General features: G+C 70.7%; 15 protein-coding genes. 3 read left to right on the plus strand and 12 right to left on the minus strand.

Annotated elements, in window-relative coordinates:
• Positions 1–72 precede the first annotated feature (72 nt).
• A complete protein-coding gene (locus tag ACWD11_RS05660; protein ID WP_451281455.1) occupies positions 73–1,734 on the plus strand; it encodes an alkaline phosphatase D family protein in 1,662 nt (553 codons plus the stop codon).
• A 20-nt stretch (positions 1,735–1,754) separates the two neighbouring features.
• Here ACWD11_RS05660 and ACWD11_RS05665 read toward each other — a convergent pair whose 3' ends face one another.
• A complete protein-coding gene (locus ACWD11_RS05665) occupies positions 1,755–2,327 on the minus strand; it encodes a dienelactone hydrolase family protein (RefSeq protein ID WP_451281457.1) in 573 nt (190 codons plus the stop codon).
• Positions 2,328–2,422: 95 nt separating this feature from the next.
• On the opposite strand from ACWD11_RS05665, the gene ACWD11_RS05670 reads away from it, so the two are divergent.
• Positions 2,423–3,535 carry a mechanosensitive ion channel family protein gene (locus ACWD11_RS05670; protein ID WP_389418567.1) on the plus strand — a complete coding sequence of 371 codons (1,113 nt, stop codon included), beginning with the start codon at positions 2,423–2,425 and terminating at the stop codon, positions 3,533–3,535.
• Between the two features lie 18 nt (positions 3,536–3,553).
• Here ACWD11_RS05670 and ACWD11_RS05675 read toward each other — a convergent pair whose 3' ends face one another.
• The 5 genes from ACWD11_RS05675 to ACWD11_RS05695 all read right to left on the minus strand — a co-directional run bounded on the left by ACWD11_RS05675 (position 3,554) and on the right by ACWD11_RS05695 (position 9,142).
• Positions 3,554–5,140: a Na+/H+ antiporter gene (locus tag ACWD11_RS05675; protein WP_451281867.1), complete on the minus strand. Its 1,587-nt coding sequence runs from the start codon at positions 5,138–5,140 to the stop codon at positions 3,554–3,556.
• Between the two features lie 88 nt (positions 5,141–5,228).
• Positions 5,229–5,699, minus strand: a complete 471-nt coding sequence (locus ACWD11_RS05680; protein ID WP_389418566.1) for a GNAT family N-acetyltransferase — start codon at positions 5,697–5,699, stop codon at positions 5,229–5,231.
• Positions 5,696–6,640 (minus strand): RluA family pseudouridine synthase, encoded by a 945-nt coding sequence (locus ACWD11_RS05685; protein WP_389418565.1) that lies wholly within the window; start codon positions 6,638–6,640, stop codon positions 5,696–5,698. Before ACWD11_RS05685 ends, ACWD11_RS05680 begins: the two co-directional genes overlap by 4 nt.
• Positions 6,641–6,683: 43 nt before the next feature.
• A complete protein-coding gene (gene lspA, locus ACWD11_RS05690) occupies positions 6,684–7,283 on the minus strand; it encodes a signal peptidase II (protein ID WP_451281460.1) in 600 nt (199 codons plus the stop codon).
• A gap of 62 nt (positions 7,284–7,345) precedes the next feature.
• Complete coding sequence (locus ACWD11_RS05695) at positions 7,346–9,142, minus strand: histone H1-like repetitive region-containing protein (protein ID WP_451281462.1); 1,797 nt, start codon at positions 9,140–9,142, stop codon at positions 7,346–7,348.
• Positions 9,143–9,737: 595 nt separating this feature from the next.
• Between ACWD11_RS05695 and ileS the strand changes: the two genes are divergently transcribed.
• Positions 9,738–12,884, plus strand: a complete 3,147-nt coding sequence (ileS, locus tag ACWD11_RS05700) for an isoleucine--tRNA ligase (protein ID WP_451281464.1) — start codon at positions 9,738–9,740, stop codon at positions 12,882–12,884.
• Between the two features lie 158 nt (positions 12,885–13,042).
• Here ileS and ACWD11_RS05705 read toward each other — a convergent pair whose 3' ends face one another.
• The 6 genes from ACWD11_RS05705 to ftsZ all read right to left on the minus strand — a co-directional run bounded on the left by ACWD11_RS05705 (position 13,043) and on the right by ftsZ (position 18,075).
• Entirely contained in the window at positions 13,043–14,242 is a 1,200-nt protein-coding gene (locus tag ACWD11_RS05705; protein WP_389418561.1) for a DivIVA domain-containing protein, read from the minus strand.
• A 53-nt stretch (positions 14,243–14,295) separates the two neighbouring features.
• Positions 14,296–14,580: a YggT family protein gene (locus tag ACWD11_RS05710; protein ID WP_007448661.1), complete on the minus strand. Its 285-nt coding sequence runs from the start codon at positions 14,578–14,580 to the stop codon at positions 14,296–14,298.
• An 83-nt stretch (positions 14,581–14,663) separates the two neighbouring features.
• The gene (locus ACWD11_RS05715; protein WP_451281466.1) at positions 14,664–15,305 is read right to left on the minus strand and encodes a cell division protein SepF; all 642 of its coding nucleotides are present in this window, start codon (positions 15,303–15,305) and stop codon (positions 14,664–14,666) included.
• Between the two features lie 129 nt (positions 15,306–15,434).
• Positions 15,435–16,154 carry a YggS family pyridoxal phosphate-dependent enzyme gene (locus tag ACWD11_RS05720; protein WP_451281468.1) on the minus strand — a complete coding sequence of 240 codons (720 nt, stop codon included), beginning with the start codon at positions 16,152–16,154 and terminating at the stop codon, positions 15,435–15,437.
• 5 nt (positions 16,155–16,159) lie between these two features.
• Positions 16,160–16,888, minus strand: coding sequence for a peptidoglycan editing factor PgeF (pgeF, locus tag ACWD11_RS05725; RefSeq protein ID WP_451281470.1), 729 nt, complete (start codon positions 16,886–16,888; stop codon positions 16,160–16,162).
• Positions 16,885–18,075: a cell division protein FtsZ gene (ftsZ, locus tag ACWD11_RS05730; RefSeq protein WP_389418557.1), complete on the minus strand. Its 1,191-nt coding sequence runs from the start codon at positions 18,073–18,075 to the stop codon at positions 16,885–16,887. Before ftsZ ends, pgeF begins: the two co-directional genes overlap by 4 nt.
• Positions 18,076–18,259: the final 184 nt, after the last annotated feature.

The following is an 18,259-nucleotide window of genomic DNA, read 5'->3' on the forward strand; positions in this document are numbered from 1 at the left end:
CGAGACGAAGAGCGGGCGAACTTTTACGAGTTCGCCCGCTCTCGTGCATACCGGTCAGTAACCTGATCGCTCGTGACCAGTCGATACAGATCACCCGAGTCGCTCAACACCCTTGCCCCGCGCCGCCGTACGGTCGTCAAGGCCGCGGCGGCCACCGCTGTTCTGGCCGGCCCGCTCGCCGCCGCGATACCCGCGCGCGCCGCCGCCGACACCCCCGCCTTCCTGCACGGCGTGGCCTCCGGCGACCCGCTGCCCGATGGCGTCCTGCTGTGGACCCGTGTGACCCCCACGCCCGAGGCGATACCCGGTTCCGGGCTCGGCCCGGACACCGAGGTCAGCTGGACCGTCGCCACGGACAAGGCGTTCACGCAGATCGTCGCCAAGGGGTCCACCACCGCCACGGCGGCCTCCGACCACACGGTCAAGGCGGACATCCGCGGCCTCTCCCCCGCCACCGACTACTGGTTCCGCTTCTCCGCGGGCGGCACCGATTCCCCGGCGGCGCGTACCCGCACCGCGCCGGCGGCGGACGCGGCCGTGCCCAACCTCCGCTTCGGCGTGGTCTCCTGCGCCAACTGGGAGGCCGGCCACTTCTCGGCGTACCGCCATCTCGCGGCCCGCGGCGACCTGGACGCCTGGCTGCACCTCGGCGACTACATCTACGAGTACGGCACCGGCGAGTACGGCACCCGAGACACCGTCGTACGGCCGCACGCGCCCGCGCACGAGATCCTCACGCTCGCCGACTACCGCACCCGGCACGGGCGTTACAAGACCGACCCCGACCTCCAGGCCCTGCACGCTGCCGCGCCGTGCGTGGCGATCTGGGACGACCACGAGATCGCCAACGACGCCTGGTCCGGCGGCGCCGAGAACCACACCGAGGGCGCCGAGGGCAGCTATGCCGCCCGCCGGGACGCCGCCAAGCAGGCCTACTTCGAGTGGATGCCGGTCCGCCCGGCCATCGCCGGCACCACCTACCGCCGACTGCGCTTCGGCAAGCTCGCCGACCTCTCGCTGCTGGACCTGCGCTCCTTCCGCTCGCAGCAGGCGGCCCTCGGCAACGGCTCGGTCGACGACCCGGAGCGCACCCTCACCGGACGCGCCCAGCTCGACTGGCTGAAGGCGGGCCTGAAGTCCTCCGACACCACCTGGCGCCTGGTCGGCAACTCGGTGATGGTCGCGCCGTTCGCCATCGGCTCGCTCTCCGCGGAACTCCTCAAGCCGCTCGCCGAGCTGCTCGGACTGCCGAAGGAGGGCCTCGCCCTCAACACCGACCAGTGGGACGGCTACACGGACGACCGCCGTGAACTCCTGGCCCATCTGCGCTCGAACGCCATCCGCAACACGGTGTTCCTCACCGGCGACATCCACATGGCCTGGGCCAACGACGTGCCGGTGAACGCCGGTACGTACCCGCTGTCCGCCTCGGCCGCCACGGAGTTCGTGGTCACCTCGGTGACCTCCGACAACCTCGACGACATCGTGAAGGCCCCCGAGGGCACGGTCTCCGCGCTCGCCGCGCCGCTCATCCGGGCCGCCAACCGGCATGTCCACTGGGTCGACACCGACCGCCACGGCTTCGGCGTCCTGGACCTCACCGCCGCCCGCGCGCAGATGGACTACTACGTCCTGTCCGACCGCACCAGGGCCGACGCGACGGCGTCCTGGGCCCGCTCGTACCGCACGCGCAGCGGCACGCAGAAGGTCGAGCGGACGTACGACCCCGTCTAAGGACTGGGCGGCCGGCGATCCTACTGAAGGCCCTCGAGGAAGCCGAGCGCCACCCGCCAGGTGGCCTCGGCGGCCTCGGCGTCGTAGTCCGGCAGGTCGGCATCGGTGTAGAGGTGACCGGCCCCGGCGTACCGGTAGATCTCCACGTCGGCGCCGGCTCTGCCCATCTGGAGGTACCAGGCGCTCAGCCAGTCGTCGGTCTCGAACGGGTCCGGCTCGGCGACATGCAGCTGCACCGGCAGCTCGTCCACCGAGGCGTTCGCCGCGATGTCGGAAGTGCCGTGCAGGAGCAGCAGGCCGCGCGCCTTGTCGTCGCCGAGGGCGAGGGTCTGCGCGATGGAGGCGCCGAGCGAGAACCCGGCGTAGACCAGGCCCCGCTCCGAATAGGGGGCGGCCGCCAGCACGGCCCGCTTGAGCAGTTCGTCCTTGCCGATCTCGTCCTGGAACGCCATGGCCTCCTCCACCGCATCGAACGTACGGCCCCCGAAGAGGTCCGGCGTCCACACCTCGTGCCCGGCCTCGCGCAGCCGGTCCGCGGCCCGGCCCACCGCGGGGCGCGGACCGAACGTCGAGTGAAAGAGCATGATGTTCATGAGGCCATGGTGCCAGCCGGGTACGACAGCGCCGTGTGCGGCGTCTCACCGGACCGCAGGTTCAGCACCCCTGTGATCCGGTTACGTTCGATGGCATGGAGAACGTACTCCGCCCACTGATCGTCATCGGCGGCTCGGTCCTGCTCACCCTGCTCATCGGGTGGGCCACCGACCGGCTGCTGTGCAAGGCCGACCACCGGCACCCCGAGACGCCCCTGTGGGGCCTGCTGCGCCGGGGTCGCATCCCCTACCAGCTGGTGCTGTGCACGGCACTGCTGAGAGGGGCCTTCGACTCGGCGCAGGTGCTCCAGGAGCACCGGACCGGGATCGGCCGGGTGCTGGCGCTGGTGCTGATCGGCTCGGCGGCGTGGCTGGTGATCCGGATCGCGGCGGCGATCGTCGAGACGACGTACACCCGGTACGCCCGCGTGCATCGCGATGCGGCCCGGGTCCGGCGGGTCCGGACCCAGGTGACGCTCATCACACGCGTGGTGGCGGCGATCGTCGGCGTGGTCGCGGTGGCCGCGATGCTCCTGACCTTCCCCGCGATGCGCGCGGCCGGCGCCTCCCTGCTGGCCTCGGCGGGCATCCTCGGCATCGTCGCGGGCGTGGCCGCCCAGTCGACGCTGAGCAACATGTTCGCCGGGTTCCAGATCGCCTTCGGTGACATGGTGCGCATCGGGGACACGGTGGTGGTGGACGACGAGTGGGGCACGGTCGACGAGATCACCCTGACCTTCCTCACCGTCCGCACCTGGGACGAGCGCCGCATCACGATGCCCGTCTCCTACTTCACCTCCAAGCCCTTCGAGAACTGGTCCCGGGGCGGCGCCCAGATGACCGGCATCGTCTACTGGCACCTGGACCACTCGGCGCCGGTGGAGCTGATGCGCGAGAAGCTCCGCGACATCCTGCGCGCGTGCCCCGCGTGGGACGGACGGGCCTGCGACCTGACGGTGACGGACAGCACCCCGAGCACCATCCAGGTGCGGGCGCTGGTGACGGCGAAGGACGCGGACGACATCTGGACGGTACGGGTCACGGTCCGCGAACAGATGATCAAGTGGCTGACCACGGCCTACCCGCACGCCCTCCCCCGGGTCAACACGGCGGACGCCGCACTCCCGCCGGGCCTGCCCTTCCCGACCCGCTCGACGGACGGTCACCGGGCCCGGCGTGTCCACGAACCGCCCCGGACGGGCCGCTGAGGCACCGCCGGGGGCGGGTCAGCGCAGGCTGCGTACATCCAGATGCCGCAGCACCCGGTCCACCACCTCGGGATCCGCCCCCGGCTCGCTCCGCGCCGCCAGCACCTCGTGCCTGGCGGCGCTCAGCATCTCCCCCTGGATCCGGCGCACCCGCTTCAGGCGCCGCACCCGCTGCTCGTGGGCCTCCCGCCGTTCCTCCTCGCCCATGTCCGGACTGATCCGCACGCCGATGTCGTAGGCCCGCCGCAGCATCTGCTCGGACAGTTCCTCCGGCAGTTCCTCCACCGACTCGATCTCCCGGAGCCTGCGCTTCGCCGCCTTCGCCGCCCGCACGGCCAGCGCCTTCTCGAACTCCTTCTCGCGTGCCGTGTCCGCCCGCACCCCGAGCCGCCGCACCAGCCACGGCAGGGTCAGCCCCTGCAGCACCAGGGTGCCCATGATCACCCCGAACGCGATGAACACGATCTCGTCCCGGTGGGGAAACGCGGACCCGTCCTCCACCTTCAGCGGGATCGCCAGCGCCAGCGCCACCGACGCCACTCCCCGCATCCCCGACCACCACATGACCACGGTCTCCCGCCAGCTCGTCGGGATGTCCTCGTCGTGGTCCCGCCGGGCGTGCAGCCGTTTCGTCAGCCAGGTGGCCGGCAGCAGCCACAGCAGTCGTACCAGGACGACCACGGCCACGACGGCCCCCGCCCACCCCAGCAGCTCGCCCCAGCGCCCGGAGGCCGTGCGCAGAGCGTTGTGCAGTTCGAGGCCGATCAGCCCGAAGGCCACGCCCGTGACGAGGGTGTCGACGACGTCCCAGAAGGTGTGCCCCGCGAGCCGGGTCATCACGTCGTCCGCGTCGGTGGCGTACTCGGCGAGGAACAGCGCGGCGGTGAGCACGGCCAGCACCCCGGACCCGTGCAGTTCCTCCGCCATCACGTAGGCGGCGTACGGCACCAGCAGCGACAGTCCGATCTGCAGGGTCGCGTCCCCGAGGAGGTCCAGCAGCCGGTTCGCGCCCCAGCCCAGGACGAGCCCGACGATCAGCGCGACCACGGCGGAGAGCACCAGGTCGAGCCCGGCCTCCCAGAACGAGAACGCGCCGCTGACGACGGCCGCGATGGCCACGTGGTAGAGCACGATCGCGGTGACGTCGTTGAAGAGCCCCTCGCCCTCCAGGATGGACACCAGCCGGCGCGGCAGCCCGAGCCGGCTCGCCACCGCGGTGGCGGCGACGGGATCGGGCGGCGCGACCAGCGCGCCGAGCGCGACGGCGGCGGCGACGGGCAGCCCGGGAATGATCGCGCCGGCCACGGCGGCCACGCATACGGTCGTCACGAACACCAGCGCCACGGCCAGCAGGAAGATCGGCCGCACATTGGCGGCGAACTGCCGCCAGGAGGTCCGCCGCACCGCGGCATACAGCAGCGGCGGCAGCAGCAACGGCAGGATCAGGTCGGGCGGCACCTCGACATTGGGCACGAACTCCAGCAGCGCCAGCACGATCCCGAGCAAGGTCATCAGCACCGGCGCCGGCAGGCCCAGCCGCTCCCCCACCGGGACACTCACCACGGCCCCGAGCAGCAGCACGAACAACAGGGCCAACTGATCCACGGTCAGCGCTCCGGCGAGGTCGGTGTCCACAGGGCAGACCCCCAGCCTGCCACGCCCCCGCCCCCACCAGCGCCTTCGGGCCGGTGACCTACACCGCGCGCCGCATCGCCCGGTGCGCGATCCCCGCGTCGGCGAACTCGGGCCCGTACGCCTCGTACCCCAGCCGCTCGTAGAACCCCAGCGCCTGGGTCTGCGCGTGCAGGTCCACCGCCCGGAGCCCCCGCGCGCGTGCCGCGTCCTCGATGCCCCGCACCAGCGCCGCACCGACGCCCAGCCCGCGCGCCGCCTTGGTCACCGCGAGCCGTCCGAGCGAGCCCACGGACAGGTCGTCGCCGACCTTCGCCGCGGCGGCCTCGCCGTACAGCAGGCGTCCGGCCCCGAGCGGCAGCCCGTCCGCCCGCACGGCCAGCACATGCACCGCTACGGCGTCGTAGGCGTCGTACTCCACCTCCTCGGGCACCCCTTGCTCGCCGACGAAGACCTCCCGGCGCACCGCGAAGCACGCCTCACGGTCGGCGGCCTCGGAGGCGACCCGCACGACGTAGGGCTCGGGGGTCATGCGTAGGTCTCCTCGCGCACCTTGTCCAATGCCTGCTGAAGGTCGTCAGGGTACTCGCAGGAGAACTCCGCCCACTGCCCGTCCCCGGGGTGCTCGAAGCCGAGCCGGACGGCGTGCAGCCACTGCCGGGTCAGCCCCAGGCGCTTGGCGAGGGTCGGGTCGGCGCCGTAGGTGAGGTCGCCGACGCAGGGGTGCCGGTGGGCGGCCATGTGGACGCGGATCTGGTGGGTGCGGCCGGTCTCCAGCTTCACATCGAGCAGGGAGGCCGCGCGGAACGCCTCGATGAGGTCGTAGTGCGTGACGGACGCCTTGCCGTCGGCCGTGACCGCCCACTTGTAGTCGTGGTTGGGGTGCCGGCCGATGGGCGCGTCGATGGTGCCGCTGGTCGGGTCGGGGTGGCCCTGGACCAGCGTGTGGTAGCGCTTGTCGACCGTGCGCTCCTTGAACTGGCGCTTGAGCGAGGTGTACGCGTACTCGGACTTGGCGACGACCATCAGGCCCGACGTGCCGACGTCGAGCCGGTGCACGATGCCCTGCCGCTCGGCGGCGCCGGACGTCGAGATCCGGTACCCGGCGGCGGCGAGACCGCCGATCACGGTCGGCCCGGTCCAGCCCGGTGACGGGTGCGCGGCGACGCCCACCGGCTTGACGATCACGACCACGTCATCGTCGTCGTGCACGATCTCCATGCCCTCGACCGGCTCGGCCACCACCTGCACCGGCGCGGGCGCCTGTGGCATCTCGACCTCCAGCCAGGCGCCGCCGCTCACGCGCTCGGACTTGCCGACCACCGTGCCGTCGACGAGCACCTTGCCCGCCGCGGCGAGCTCCGCGGCCTTGGTACGGGAGAAGCCGAACATGCGGGAGATGGCGGCGTCGACGCGCTCGCCCTCCAGGCCGTCCGGCACGGGCAGGGTACGGATCTCGGGAATCGTGCTCACCCGTCGAGTATGCCGGACGGGTGAGACAGTCCCGACCGCGCGCTCAGTCCTTGTGGACGGTGCCGTCCGGGTCGAGGCCCTTGAAGGACAGCAGCACGATCAGGACCCCGCCGCACACGATCGCCGAGTCCGCGAGGTTGAACACGGCGAAGTGCTTGGGCGCGATGAAGTCCACGACCGCGCCCTCGAAGACACCCGGCGAACGGAAGATCCGGTCGGTGAGATTGCCCAGCGCCCCGCCCAGCAGCAGGCCCAGCGCGATGGCCCAGGGCAGGCTGTAGAGCTTGCGGGCGAGCCGGGCGATCACCACGATCACGGCCGCCGCGATCACCGTGAAGATCACGGTGAAGGCCTCGCCGAAGCCGAACGCCGCGCCGGCGTTGCGGATCGCCTCGAACCTCAGCCAGTCCCCGATGATCTCGACGGGCTCGTGGTGCTCCAGCTTCGCCACCACGATCATCTTGCTGATCAGGTCGAGGGCGTACGCGAACGAGGCCACCGCGAACAGCACGGCGATCCGCCGCTTGCCCCGGGACCGCGCTGCGCCGCCGTCCTGCCCCTGAGCACCGGATGACTGCTCCGGCTCGGCCTCAGCCCCGTCCGGGGATTCCGGCGTACCGATGATGCGCTCCGCCTCTGCCACGTGAGTCCCTCAACCTTAGGTACCTGACTGAGGACGAGGGTACGGCACGCCCGACCGGGCCCTCAGTACCGGCGTTCCTGCTTCTGCTTGCACTCCACGCACAGCGTCGCGCGCGGGAAGGCCTGCATACGGGCCTTGCCGATCGCCTTGCCGCAGTTCTCGCACAGACCGTAGGTGCCCGAGTCCAGCCGCTCCAGGGCGCGCTCGGTCTGGGTGAGCATCTCCCGCGCGTTGGCGGCGAGCGCCAGCTGCTGCTCCCGCGTGATGTTCTTCGTGCCGGTGTCGGCCTGGTCGTCGCCGGCGCCGTCCCCCGAGTCCCGCATCAGCCCGGCGAGCGCCTGCTCGGAGGCGGTGAGCTCGTTCCTGAGCCGCTCCCCCTCGGACAGCAGCTCGGTGCGCGCCTCCTCGACCTCCTCGGGGGTCCAGGGGTCCTCACCGGGGCGCACCGCGAGCTCGCCGGACTCCGCCGCGGCGACCCGCGCCTTGGGAACGGCGGTCGTGGCCGCCGTGGCCGTGCCAGGAGTCTTCTTCGCAACCACTGTCGTGGCTCCCGTCTGCTCCGCGGCCTCGGCCGCGCCCGCCTTCTTGGCCGTACTCTTCTTCGAGCGGCCTACGGCACGCTCGTGACCTGCGACCTTCCCCCCACCGACCTCCCGCACGCCGGCCGGGCCATCCACGTTCAGCCCCGCACCCTCCCTCTCCCCAACCAACCCCTCCTCACCCCCAGCGACGCCCTCGCCGCCCGGCACCTTCTTGACCGACGCCTTCTTGGCCGGTGCTTCCTCAGCCCCGATCCCTTCAGCCACGGCCTCCTCGGCCGCGGTCTCCGTCGCTACGGCCTTCTTGGCGACCGTCTTCCTCACCGCCACCTTCTCGGCCGACGCCTCCTTGACCCGGGTCTCCCCAGCCACGACCCCCATGGCCGACGCCTCCTCGGCCCCGGCCCCCTCGGCCGCGGTCTTCTGCGCTACAGCCTTCTTGACGACCGTCTTCTTCACCGCCACCTTCTTGGCGGACACCTCCTCGGCCCGGGCCCTCTCAGCCACGGCTTCCATGGCCGAAGCCCCCTTGCCCCCGGCCTCCTCGGCCGCGGTCTTCTTCGCTACGGCCCTCGTGGCAGCCGTCTTCCTCACCGCCACCTTCTTGGCCGACGCCTCCCTGACCGGGGTCTCCTCAGCCACAGCCCTCTTTGCCGGTGCCTCATCGGCCCCGCCCCTCTCAGCCACAACCTTCTCGGCCCCGCCCCCCTCAGCCACAGCCTCCATGGCCGACGCCCCCTTGACCCCGCCCCCCTCAGCCCCGGCCACCTCGGCCGCAGCCTTCTTCGTTACAGCCTTCTTGGTGGCCACCTTCTTCGCCGCCACCTTCTTGGCCGCCGTCTTCTTCCCGGCCGTCTCCTTCAGCGCCGCCGTCCGCGCCGCCGGTCTCTCCGCCGCCCCCTCCTCGGCCGCCTGCTTCCCCGGTGCCGCCCGCGAAGCCGTCGCCCTCTTGACGGCGGTCTTCCCGGCGGCGTTCTCCTTGGCGGCACTCTTCTTGGCCGCGCTCTTCGTAGCCACGTCCTTCTTCACGGCCGTCTTCCCCGCCACGGCCCTCTTCACGGCCTTCTTCCCCGTCGCAACCTTCTTCGCGGCCGTCTTCCCCGCCACGGCCCTCTTCACGGCCTTCTTCCCCGCCCCGGCCGCGCCCTCGTCGGTGCCATCCCCCCGCACCGTCCTCACCGGCTTGAGAGCCTCCCCCGACCGCCCGGCGGACGCCCCCCGCGTGCTCTTCGTCCCGCTCACATCCTTGGCCGCACCGCCGGAGGCACCCGTGGCCCTGCCGGACGCCGACTGCTGTACGGCGGTCTTCTTCGCCACCATGGCCGCGGCCCCTTCACATATTGTGATCTTGCACGCGAATCGTGCTGGGACGATAAATCGACTTGAGTCCCGCGGCAATGGGGCACACCGCCCGATTCGCCCGCCTCGCGGATGCCGCGCGGCCGACCTGCATGCGTACTGCCCAGCTCCCCGCCGGGTAATCCGCCGGGCCGGCCGCCCCGGAACCCGAACCCGCGCACCGCGCCATTCGGGTCACCGCAGGCCACCCCCGGCCCCCACCCCGGGACGCCGGAAAACCGGTCGGCCGCTGTCCCCGCGGCGCCGTACACTGGGCGCAGCGAGAAGCGTGGATGGGGACGAGTAGCGGCGTACGCAGCCCAGAGCGACCCGGGGACGGTGGAAGCCCGGGGGCGAGCGCGACGTGAAGATCACCCCGGAGCCGCCGGAAGAACGCCCCGCAAGGGCCAGTAGACCCGGCATCGCGACCCCAATGAGGGGGCTCACCGAGGCACACCAGCCGTCGGCGGGCCAAGGAGGGTGGTACCGCGGGAGCGCGCCGAAGACGGCGCAACGACAGACGTAGCTCTCGTCCCTCCGGACGGAAGGCAGCAAGTCCGCCGGAGGAAGCCCGCTGATGACACAGCCGACGTACCGCCAGGTACCCGCCCAGGTCGACCTGCCCGCGCTCGAACACGCGGTGCTCGACTTCTGGCGCGAGCAGAAGATCTTCGCCAAGAGCCTGGAGCAGTCCGAGGGCCGCCCCGAGTGGGTGTTCTACGAGGGCCCGCCCACCGCCAACGGCATGCCCGGCGCCCACCACATCGAGGCCCGCGTCTTCAAGGACGTCTTCCCCCGCTTCCGCACCATGCGCGGCTACCACGTGGCCCGCAAGGCCGGCTGGGACTGCCACGGCCTCCCGGTGGAGCTGGCGGTCGAGAAGGAGCTCGGCTTCAGCGGCAAGAAGGACATCGAGGCGTACGGCATCGCCGAGTTCAACGCCAAGTGCCGTGACTCCGTGCTGCGCCACACCGACGCCTTCGCCGAGCTGACGACCCGCATGGGCTACTGGGTCGACCTCGAAGAGGCCTACGTCACGATGGACCCCGAGTACATCGAGTCCGTCTGGTGGTCGCTGAAGGAGATCTTCAACAAGGGCCTGCTGGTCCAGGACCACCGGGTCGCGCCCTGGTGCCCGCGCTGCGGCACCGGCCTGTCCGACCACGAACTGGCGCAGGGCTACGAGACGGTCGTCGACCCGTCCGTGTACGTCCGTTTCCCGCTCACCTCCGGTCCGCTGGCTGGCCGGGCCGCGCTCCTGGTCTGGACGACGACGCCCTGGACCCTCGTCTCCAACACCGCGGTCGCCGCCCACCCCGAGGTCACCTACGTCGTCGCGACCAACGGCGAGGAGCAGCTCGTCGTCGCCGAGCCGCTCGTCGCCAAGGCCCTCGGCGAGGGCTGGGAGACCACCGGCCAGTCCTTCACCGGCGCCGAGATGGAGCGCTGGACCTACCAACGCCCCTTCGAGCTGATCGAGTTCCCGGAGACCGACGGCGGAACCCATTACGTGGTCAACGCCGACTACGTCACCACCGAGGACGGCACGGGTCTGGTCCACCAGTCCCCCGCGTTCGGTGAGGACGACCTCAAGGTCTGCCGCTCCTACGGTCTGCCCGTGGTCAACCCCGTCCGCCCGGACGGCACCTTCGAGGAGGACGTCCCCCTGGTCGGCGGCGTCTTCTTCAAGAAGGCGGACGAAAAGCTCACCGAGGACCTGCAGCAGCGCGGCCTCCTCTTCCGGCACATCCCGTACGAGCACAGCTACCCGCACTGCTGGCGCTGCCACACCGCGCTCCTCTACTACGCGCAGCCCTCCTGGTACATCCGCACCACGGCGGTGAAGGACCGTCTCCTCCAGGAGAACGAGAACACCAACTGGTTCCCGGACACGGTCAAGCACGGCCGCTTCGGCGACTGGCTGAACAACAACATCGACTGGGCGCTGTCCCGCAACCGCTACTGGGGCACCCCGCTGCCGATCTGGCGCTGCGAGGACGACCACCTCACGGTCGTCGGCTCCCGCGCGGAGCTCACCGAGCTGACCGGCACCGACCAGTCGGCCCTCGACCCGCACCGCCCGTACATCGACGACGTCACCTTCGACTGCCCGCAGTGCGCCAAGACGGCCACGCGCGTGCCGGAGGTCATCGACGCCTGGTACGACTCGGGTTCGATGCCGTTCGCGCAGTGGGGCTACCCGTACAAGAACAAGGACCTGTTCGAGTCCCGCTACCCGGCGCAGTTCATCAGCGAGGCCATCGACCAGACCCGCGGCTGGTTCTACACGCTGATGGCGGTCGGCACCCTCGTCTTCGACAAGTCCTCCTACGAGAACGTGGTCTGCCTCGGCCACATCCTCGCCGAGGACGGCCGCAAGATGTCCAAGCACCTGGGCAACATCCTCCAGCCGATCCCGCTGATGGACCAGCACGGCGCCGACGCGGTGCGCTGGTTCATGGCGGCCGGCGGCTCCCCGTGGGCGGCCCGCCGCGTGGGCCACGGCACGATCCAGGAGGTCGTCCGCAAGACCCTCCTCACGTACTGGAACACGGTCGCCTTCCAGGCCCTGTACGCCCGTACGTCGAACTGGGCGCCCTCCGCGGCGGACCCGGCCCCCGCCGACCGCCCGGTCCTGGACCGCTGGCTGCTGTCCGAACTGCACGCTCTCACCGACCAGGTGACCCAGTCCCTGGAGGCGTACGACACCCAGCGGGCCGGCAAGCTGCTCTCGGCGTTCGTCGACGACCTGTCGAACTGGTACGTCCGCCGCTCGCGGCGCCGCTTCTGGCAGGGCGACAAGGCCGCGCTGCGCACCCTGCACGAGGTCGTCGAGACGGTCACCAAGCTGATGGCCCCGCTGACCCCGTTCATCACCGAGCGGGTCTGGCAGGACCTGATCGTCCCGGTCACCCCGGGCGCGCCCGAGTCGGTCCACCTCGCCTCCTGGCCGGAGGCGGACCTGTCCGCCATCGACCCGGAGCTGTCGAAGCAGATGGTCCTGGTCCGCCGGCTCGTGGAGCTGGGCCGTGCCACACGCGCGGAGTCGGGGGTCAAGACGCGTCAGCCGCTGCGGCGCGCGCTGATCGCGGCGACCGGCTTCGGCGCCCTCAGCCCCGAGCTGCACGCCCAGATCACCGAGGAGCTGAACGTCGAGTCGCTGGCGTCCCTCTCCGAGGTCGGCGGCAGCCTGGTGGACACGACCGCGAAGGCCAACTTCCGGGCCCTGGGCAAGCGGTTCGGCAAGCGCGTCCAGGACGTGGCGAAGGCCGTCGCGAACGCCGACGCGGCCGCGCTCTCCCTGGCCCTGCGCGAGGGCACGGCGTCGGTCGAGGTCGACGGTGAGACGATCACCCTCGCCCCGGACGAGGTGATCATCACCGAGACCCCGCGCGAGGGCTGGTCGGTGGCGTCCGACTCGGGCGCGACGGTCGCCCTGGACCTGGAGATCACCGAGGAGTTGCGCCGCGCGGGACTGGCCCGTGACGCGATCCGCCTGATCCAGGAGGCCCGCAAGAACAGCGGCCTCGACGTGGCCGACCGGATCGCCCTGCGCTGGACGGCGACGGACCCGGCGACGGTCGCGGCCCTGTCGGAGCACGCGGACCTCATCGCCGACGAGGTCCTGTCGACGGACTTCGCCCAGGGCGAGGCGGACGCCGGCTACGGCTCCCCCTTCACCGACGAGGGGCTGTCCCTGACGTTCCGCCTGCGCAAGGCGTAACCGGCACGAGAAGGGCCCTGTCTCCCGAGCGGAGGCCGGGCCCTTCTCTGCACCTCACCGCCTCAGCCGTCAACGCGAGTAAAAGGGGCGAGCCCCGGACCGGAGTCCGGGGCTCGCCCCTTTGAACGCTGCCGACGCCTGAGGCGTACTACTGGCCGTCAGTTGTCGTCCTCGTCGATCAGGAACCCGCGCATCGGCGAGGGAGCCTGACCCATCGGGGACGGGCCCTGCGGACGGACCGGAGCCATCGGCTGGGTCATCGCGGGCGACATCTGCTGCTGGCTGCCGTAGGACGGGCCGGCCTGGCCGGGGCCGCCGCCCATGCCCTGGTTGCCGCCATAGGACGGGGCGCTCGCACCGGCGGGAGCCATCGACGGCGCCGGGGACGGCGGCAGCGAGGCGGTGGCCGGGGTGCGCGGCGGGGCCAGCGAGTCGTCGGCCTGGGTCTCCAGCTGACGCAGCTGCGACTCCAGGTAGGACTTCAGCCGGGTGCGGTACTCGCGCTCGAAGCCGCGCAGGTCCTCGACCTTGCGCTCCAGCGTGGCGCGAGCGGACTCCAGGGAGCCCATCGCGACGCGGTGCTTCTCCTGCGCGTCCCGCTCCAGGGCGTCGGCCTTGGCACGGGCGTCACGCTCGAGACCCTCGGCACGCGAACGCGCCTCGCCGACGATCTTGTTGGCCTCGGAACGGGCCTCGGCGATCGCCTGGTCGGCGGTCTGCTGGGCCAGCGAGAGGACACGGGCGGCGCTGTCGCCGCCGGGGCCCTGACCGGGGCCGCCCATCGGACCGCCCATGGGGCCGCCCATCGGACCGCCCATGTGCTGCTGCATCGAGGGCTGGCCCATGGGACCGGGACCCTGGCCCATCGGACCGGGACCCTGCGGGCCACCCTGTCCGCCGGGACCGGCGGGCAGCTGCGGGGCACCGCTCGGCAGCTGGGGCGGGCCGCCCATGGGGCCGCCCATCTGCTGCTGCGGCGGGCCCGATATGCCGGCCGGCACCGGGGCGCCCGGGCCGCGCATGCCCTGCTGCGGCATACCGCCCTGCTGGGGCATACCCTGCTGCTGCATGCCACCCTGCTGCTGCATACCGCCCTGCTGCTGCATGCCACCTTGCTGGGGCATACCCTGCTGCTGGTCCTGCGGCTCCGGGGGCTTGCGCATGTTCTGCTGGTTCTGGGCAGCAGCGCGCGTGGCCGCGGCCAGCTTGGCGCGCAGGTCCTCGTTCTCGCGGAGCAGGCGGGTCAGTTCGGCTTCGACCTCGTCGAGGAAGGCATCGACCTCGTCCTCGTCATAGCCTTCTCGGAGGCGGACGGTCGTGAACTGCTTGTTCCGCACGTCCTCGGGGGTCAACGGCATCTCTTCACCTCAACGTAGTCGTCGGCATTCGGCAAGACGGTAGTTCACATCGCTCACAGCCGGCTCACGATCGAGATCAGGATGTAGACGATGATCATCAGTACGAAGAAGGACAGGTCGAGCGCCACGCCCCCGAGACGCAGCGGCGGAATGAACCGCCGCAGAAGCTTGAGCGGTGGATCAGTGACAGTGTAGGTGGCCTCCAGAACGACCACCATCGCCTTGCCGGGTTGCCACGAGCGGGCGAACTGGAAGACATAGTCCATGACCAACCGGAAGATCAGCACGATGAGGAAGCACATCAGCGCGATATAGACGACATCCAGGACCACGCTCATGACCCTTGCTTCCCTCTCCCCATGTTCCGTGCTGCTGCGGTACTGCGTTGTGTTGCTCTGTACTGCTGATCCGGTTGTGCGTCTCAGCTCTGGTTGAAGAACCCGCCCTCTGCGATACGGGCCTTGTCCTCCGCCGTGACATCGACGTTAGCAGGCGACAACAGGAACACCTTCTGCGTCACCCGCTCGATGCTGCCGTGAAGACCAAACACCAAACCGGCCGCAAAGTCGACAAGTCGCTTCGCGTCTGTGTCATCCATCTCAGTCAGATTCATGATCACCGGGGTGCCCTCACGGAAGTGTTCCCCGATGGTACGGGCCTCGTTGTAGGTCCGCGGGTGAAGCGTGGTGATCCGGTACGGCTCTCGTTCCGACACGACCTTGGGCATGATCACCGGCGCGTTCTTCTCCAGGCTCTGGCGTTCTTGTGTGATGGATGCCACGGGCGCGATACGCGCGGGGCGCCCGGATTCCGCGCCCAGCGAAGCGGCGTGGGACACCGGTTCGCGCTGCACGGACGGCTGCACCACTCGTACCGATTCGTCCCTTTGGGACTGATGTGAACCGTGCGACTGGTGCGACGGCTCGTGCCGTCGGTGGTCCCGCTCGGGCTCAGGGTCGAGTTCGGGTTCGAAGTCGTCGTCGGGATCAAAACCGCGGCCGTCGTACCCATCGTCCTCCACGAGGCCGAGGTAGACCGCCATCTTGCGCATCGCGCCGGCCATTCTCTGAGTCCTCCGCTCTGTGGTGGATCGGCTGACGACTGCCAAGTGCCCGCGATCCACGAGGTCGTTCCGCCCGCTGTTCAGCGGTAATGACCATATTTTCTGCTGTGGTCCGACTTCCTGGCGACGTTACCCGAGCCTCGGGCGGACTCCGAGTACCGCGGTACCGACGCGCACATGTGTCGCTCCGGCCGCCACGGCCTGTTCGAGGTCCGCACTCATACCTGCCGAGACCATGTTCGCAGCCGGATGAGCTCGGCGCAGGTCGGTCGACAAATCCATCAACCGCTCGAACGCCGCCCGTTCACGTCCCGCGTACTCCCCGGTCAAGGGTGCGACCGTCATCAGTCCGTCGACCCGCAGCCCCGGCGCCCCGGCGATCAGGTCGGCCAACTCCGCGATGCCGCCCGGCGCCACCCCGCCCCGCTCCCCCCGCTCACGCTCACCGGCGTCGAGCGCGACCTGGATGAGACAGCCCACCTCGCGCTCCGCCCGTACCGCCTCCTTCGAGAGGGCCGTCACCAGCTTGGAACGGTCGACGGACTGCACGAGATCCGCGTAACCGACCACCGATCGCACCTTGTTGGTCTGCAACTGCCCCACGAAATGCCAAGTAAGCGGCAGTTCCGAGCATTCGGCGGCCTTCGGTGCCGCGTCCTGGTCCTTGTTCTCGGCGACATGGCGCACACCGAGCTGCGACAGGATCCGCACATCGCTCGCGGGGTAGGTCTTGGTGACCACGATCAGGGTCACCTCCTCGCGCTTGCGCCCGGCGGCCACGCACGCCGCGGCGATGCGCTCCTCCACCTTCGCCAGATTCCCGGCGAGTTCGTCCCTGCGTTCCGTCATGCCCATCAGTCCAGCCAGACATAGCCCGCGAGCCGGCCCGTGGTCCGGTCGCGGCGGTACGAGAAGTGGTCGCCCGACTCACGCGTGCACACCGGCGACCGCTCCCGGTCGCGCACCCCAAGCCGTTCGAGCTGCGCGTGCACCCCGGCGGTCACATCGACCGCGGGCGTACCCCAGCTCGTCTCGGCATGCGCCGCCGGTTCGACGGCGGCGACCTCGGCGCGCATCTCCTCCGGCACCTCGTAGCACCGGCCGCAGACGGCGGGCCCGGTGCGGGCGACGATCCGGGACGGCTCGGCGCCCAGTTCCGCCATCGCGCGCAGCGCGGCGGGGACGACTCCGGCGATCATGCCGGGCCGGCCCGCGTGGGCCGCCGCGACCACCTTGGCGACGGGGTCGGCGAGCAGCACCGGGGTGCAGTCGGCGGTGAGAACGGCGAGGGCCAGACCCCGCTCGGCGGTGACGATCGCGTCGACCTCCGGCACCGGCCGGTCCTCCCAGGGCCGGTCGACCACCACGACGTCGTTGCCGTGCACCTGGTTCATCCAGACGACCCGGCCCGCGTCGAGCCCGAGCGACTTGGCCGCCAGCTCGCGATTGGTCCGTACGGCGCCGGGGTCGTCGCCGACCGCCCCGCCGAGGTTGAGCTCCTCGTACGGAACGGCGCTCACCCCGCCCCACCTGTCGGTGAAGGCGAAGTGCGCGCCGCTCACGGTGTCGCGCTGTCCTATCACTTCAGGAAGTCCGGCACATCCAGCTCCTCGGCCGCGCTGTCCGAGTAGGACCGGGACGGCGGGACCGGCGGGGCGGCCGGGAGGTCGGCGGCCGGCTCGGGAGCGGGCGCCGGCTCCTCCTTCGGCGTGACGCTGCCGAGCGAGCCGAAGGACGGACGGCTCTCGGTCTGCCGTACTGGAGTGGGCTCCTCGCGCTTGGCCGAGGACGAGCCGAGGACGGTGTCCCGCTTGGAGGGCGGCTGGCCGCCGTCGAAGCCGGCCGCGATCACGGTGACCCGGACCTCGTCGCCGAGGGCGTCGTCGATCACCGCGCCGAAGATGATGTTGGCCTCGGGGTGGGCGGCCTCGCTGACCAGCTGGGCGGCCTCGTTGATCTCGAACAGACCGAGGTCGGAACCGCCGGAGATGGAGAGCAGCACACCCCGGGCGCCGTCGATGGACGCCTCCAGCAGCGGCGAGGAGATCGCCATCTCGGCCGCGGCCACCGCGCGGTCGTCGCCGCGGGCCGAGCCGATGCCCATGAGGGCCGAACCGGCCTCGGACATGACCGACTTGACGTCGGCGAAGTCGAGGTTGATCAGACCGGGCGTGGTGATGAGGTCGGTGATGCCCTGGACACCGGAGAGCAGGACCTGGTCGGCCGACTTGAAGGCGTCGAGCACCGAGACCTGGCGGTCCGAGATGGACAGCAGCCGGTCGTTCGGGATGACGATGAGGGTGTCGACCTCTTCGCGGAGCTCGGCGATGCCGTCCTCGGCCTGGTTCGCGCGGCGCCGTCCCTCGAAGGTGAACGGGCGCGTGACCACGCCGATGGTGAGGGCGCCGAGCGAGCGGGCGATGTTGGCCACGACGGGCGCGCCGCCGGTGCCGGTGCCGCCGCCTTCACCGGCCGTCACGAAGACCATGTCGGCCCCCTTGAGGACCTCCTCGATCTCCTCGCGGTGGTCCTCGGCGGCCTTGCGGCCGACGGCCGGGTTGGCTCCGGCGCCGAGTCCGCGGGTGAGTTCACGGCCGACGTCGAGCTTGACGTCGGCGTCGCTCATCAACAGCGCCTGTGCGTCAGTGTTGATGGCGATGAACTCGACGCCCTTGAGACCGACCTCGATCATCCGGTTGATGGCATTGACACCACCGCCGCCGACACCGATGACTTTGATGACTGCGAGGTAGTTCTGCGGTGCTGCCACGTCGAAGGCCTCTCGCCTCGAGTTACGTGTCGCCGCTTCGCGGTTGCCCGCGATCCGACGACTGATGCCGAATGGGACGGTCCGTATCGCCGACCCGAACCCTAACGTTGAAGTTTAGGGTTACCAGTGTGTCCGTTCCTTGAAGTCTTCTGAACAGGACACTAAGTCGACAAGTGGCGCCCGT

The organism is Streptomyces sp. NPDC002776 (assembly GCF_053592195.1).

Bases quoted from the DNA above. Each gene is read 5' to 3' on its own strand.
- ACWD11_RS05665 (WP_451281457.1), bottom strand. From the start codon at position 2,327: ATGAACATCATGCTCTTTCACTCGACGTTCGGTCCGCGCCCCGCGGTG.
- ACWD11_RS05670 (WP_389418567.1), top strand. From the start codon at position 2,423: ATGGAGAACGTACTCCGCCCACTGATCGTCATCGGCGGCTCGGTCCTG.
- ACWD11_RS05680 (WP_389418566.1), bottom strand. From the start codon at position 5,699: ATGACCCCCGAGCCCTACGTCGTGCGGGTCGCCTCCGAGGCCGCCGAC.
- ACWD11_RS05695 (WP_451281462.1), bottom strand. From the start codon at position 9,142: ATGGTGGCGAAGAAGACCGCCGTACAGCAGTCGGCGTCCGGCAGGGCC.
- ileS (WP_451281464.1), top strand. From the start codon at position 9,738: ATGACACAGCCGACGTACCGCCAGGTACCCGCCCAGGTCGACCTGCCC.
- ACWD11_RS05705 (WP_389418561.1), bottom strand. From the start codon at position 14,242: ATGCCGTTGACCCCCGAGGACGTGCGGAACAAGCAGTTCACGACCGTC.
- ACWD11_RS05710 (WP_007448661.1), bottom strand. From the start codon at position 14,580: ATGAGCGTGGTCCTGGATGTCGTCTATATCGCGCTGATGTGCTTCCTC.
- ACWD11_RS05715 (WP_451281466.1), bottom strand. From the start codon at position 15,305: ATGGCCGGCGCGATGCGCAAGATGGCGGTCTACCTCGGCCTCGTGGAG.
- ACWD11_RS05720 (WP_451281468.1), bottom strand. From the start codon at position 16,154: ATGACGGAACGCAGGGACGAACTCGCCGGGAATCTGGCGAAGGTGGAG.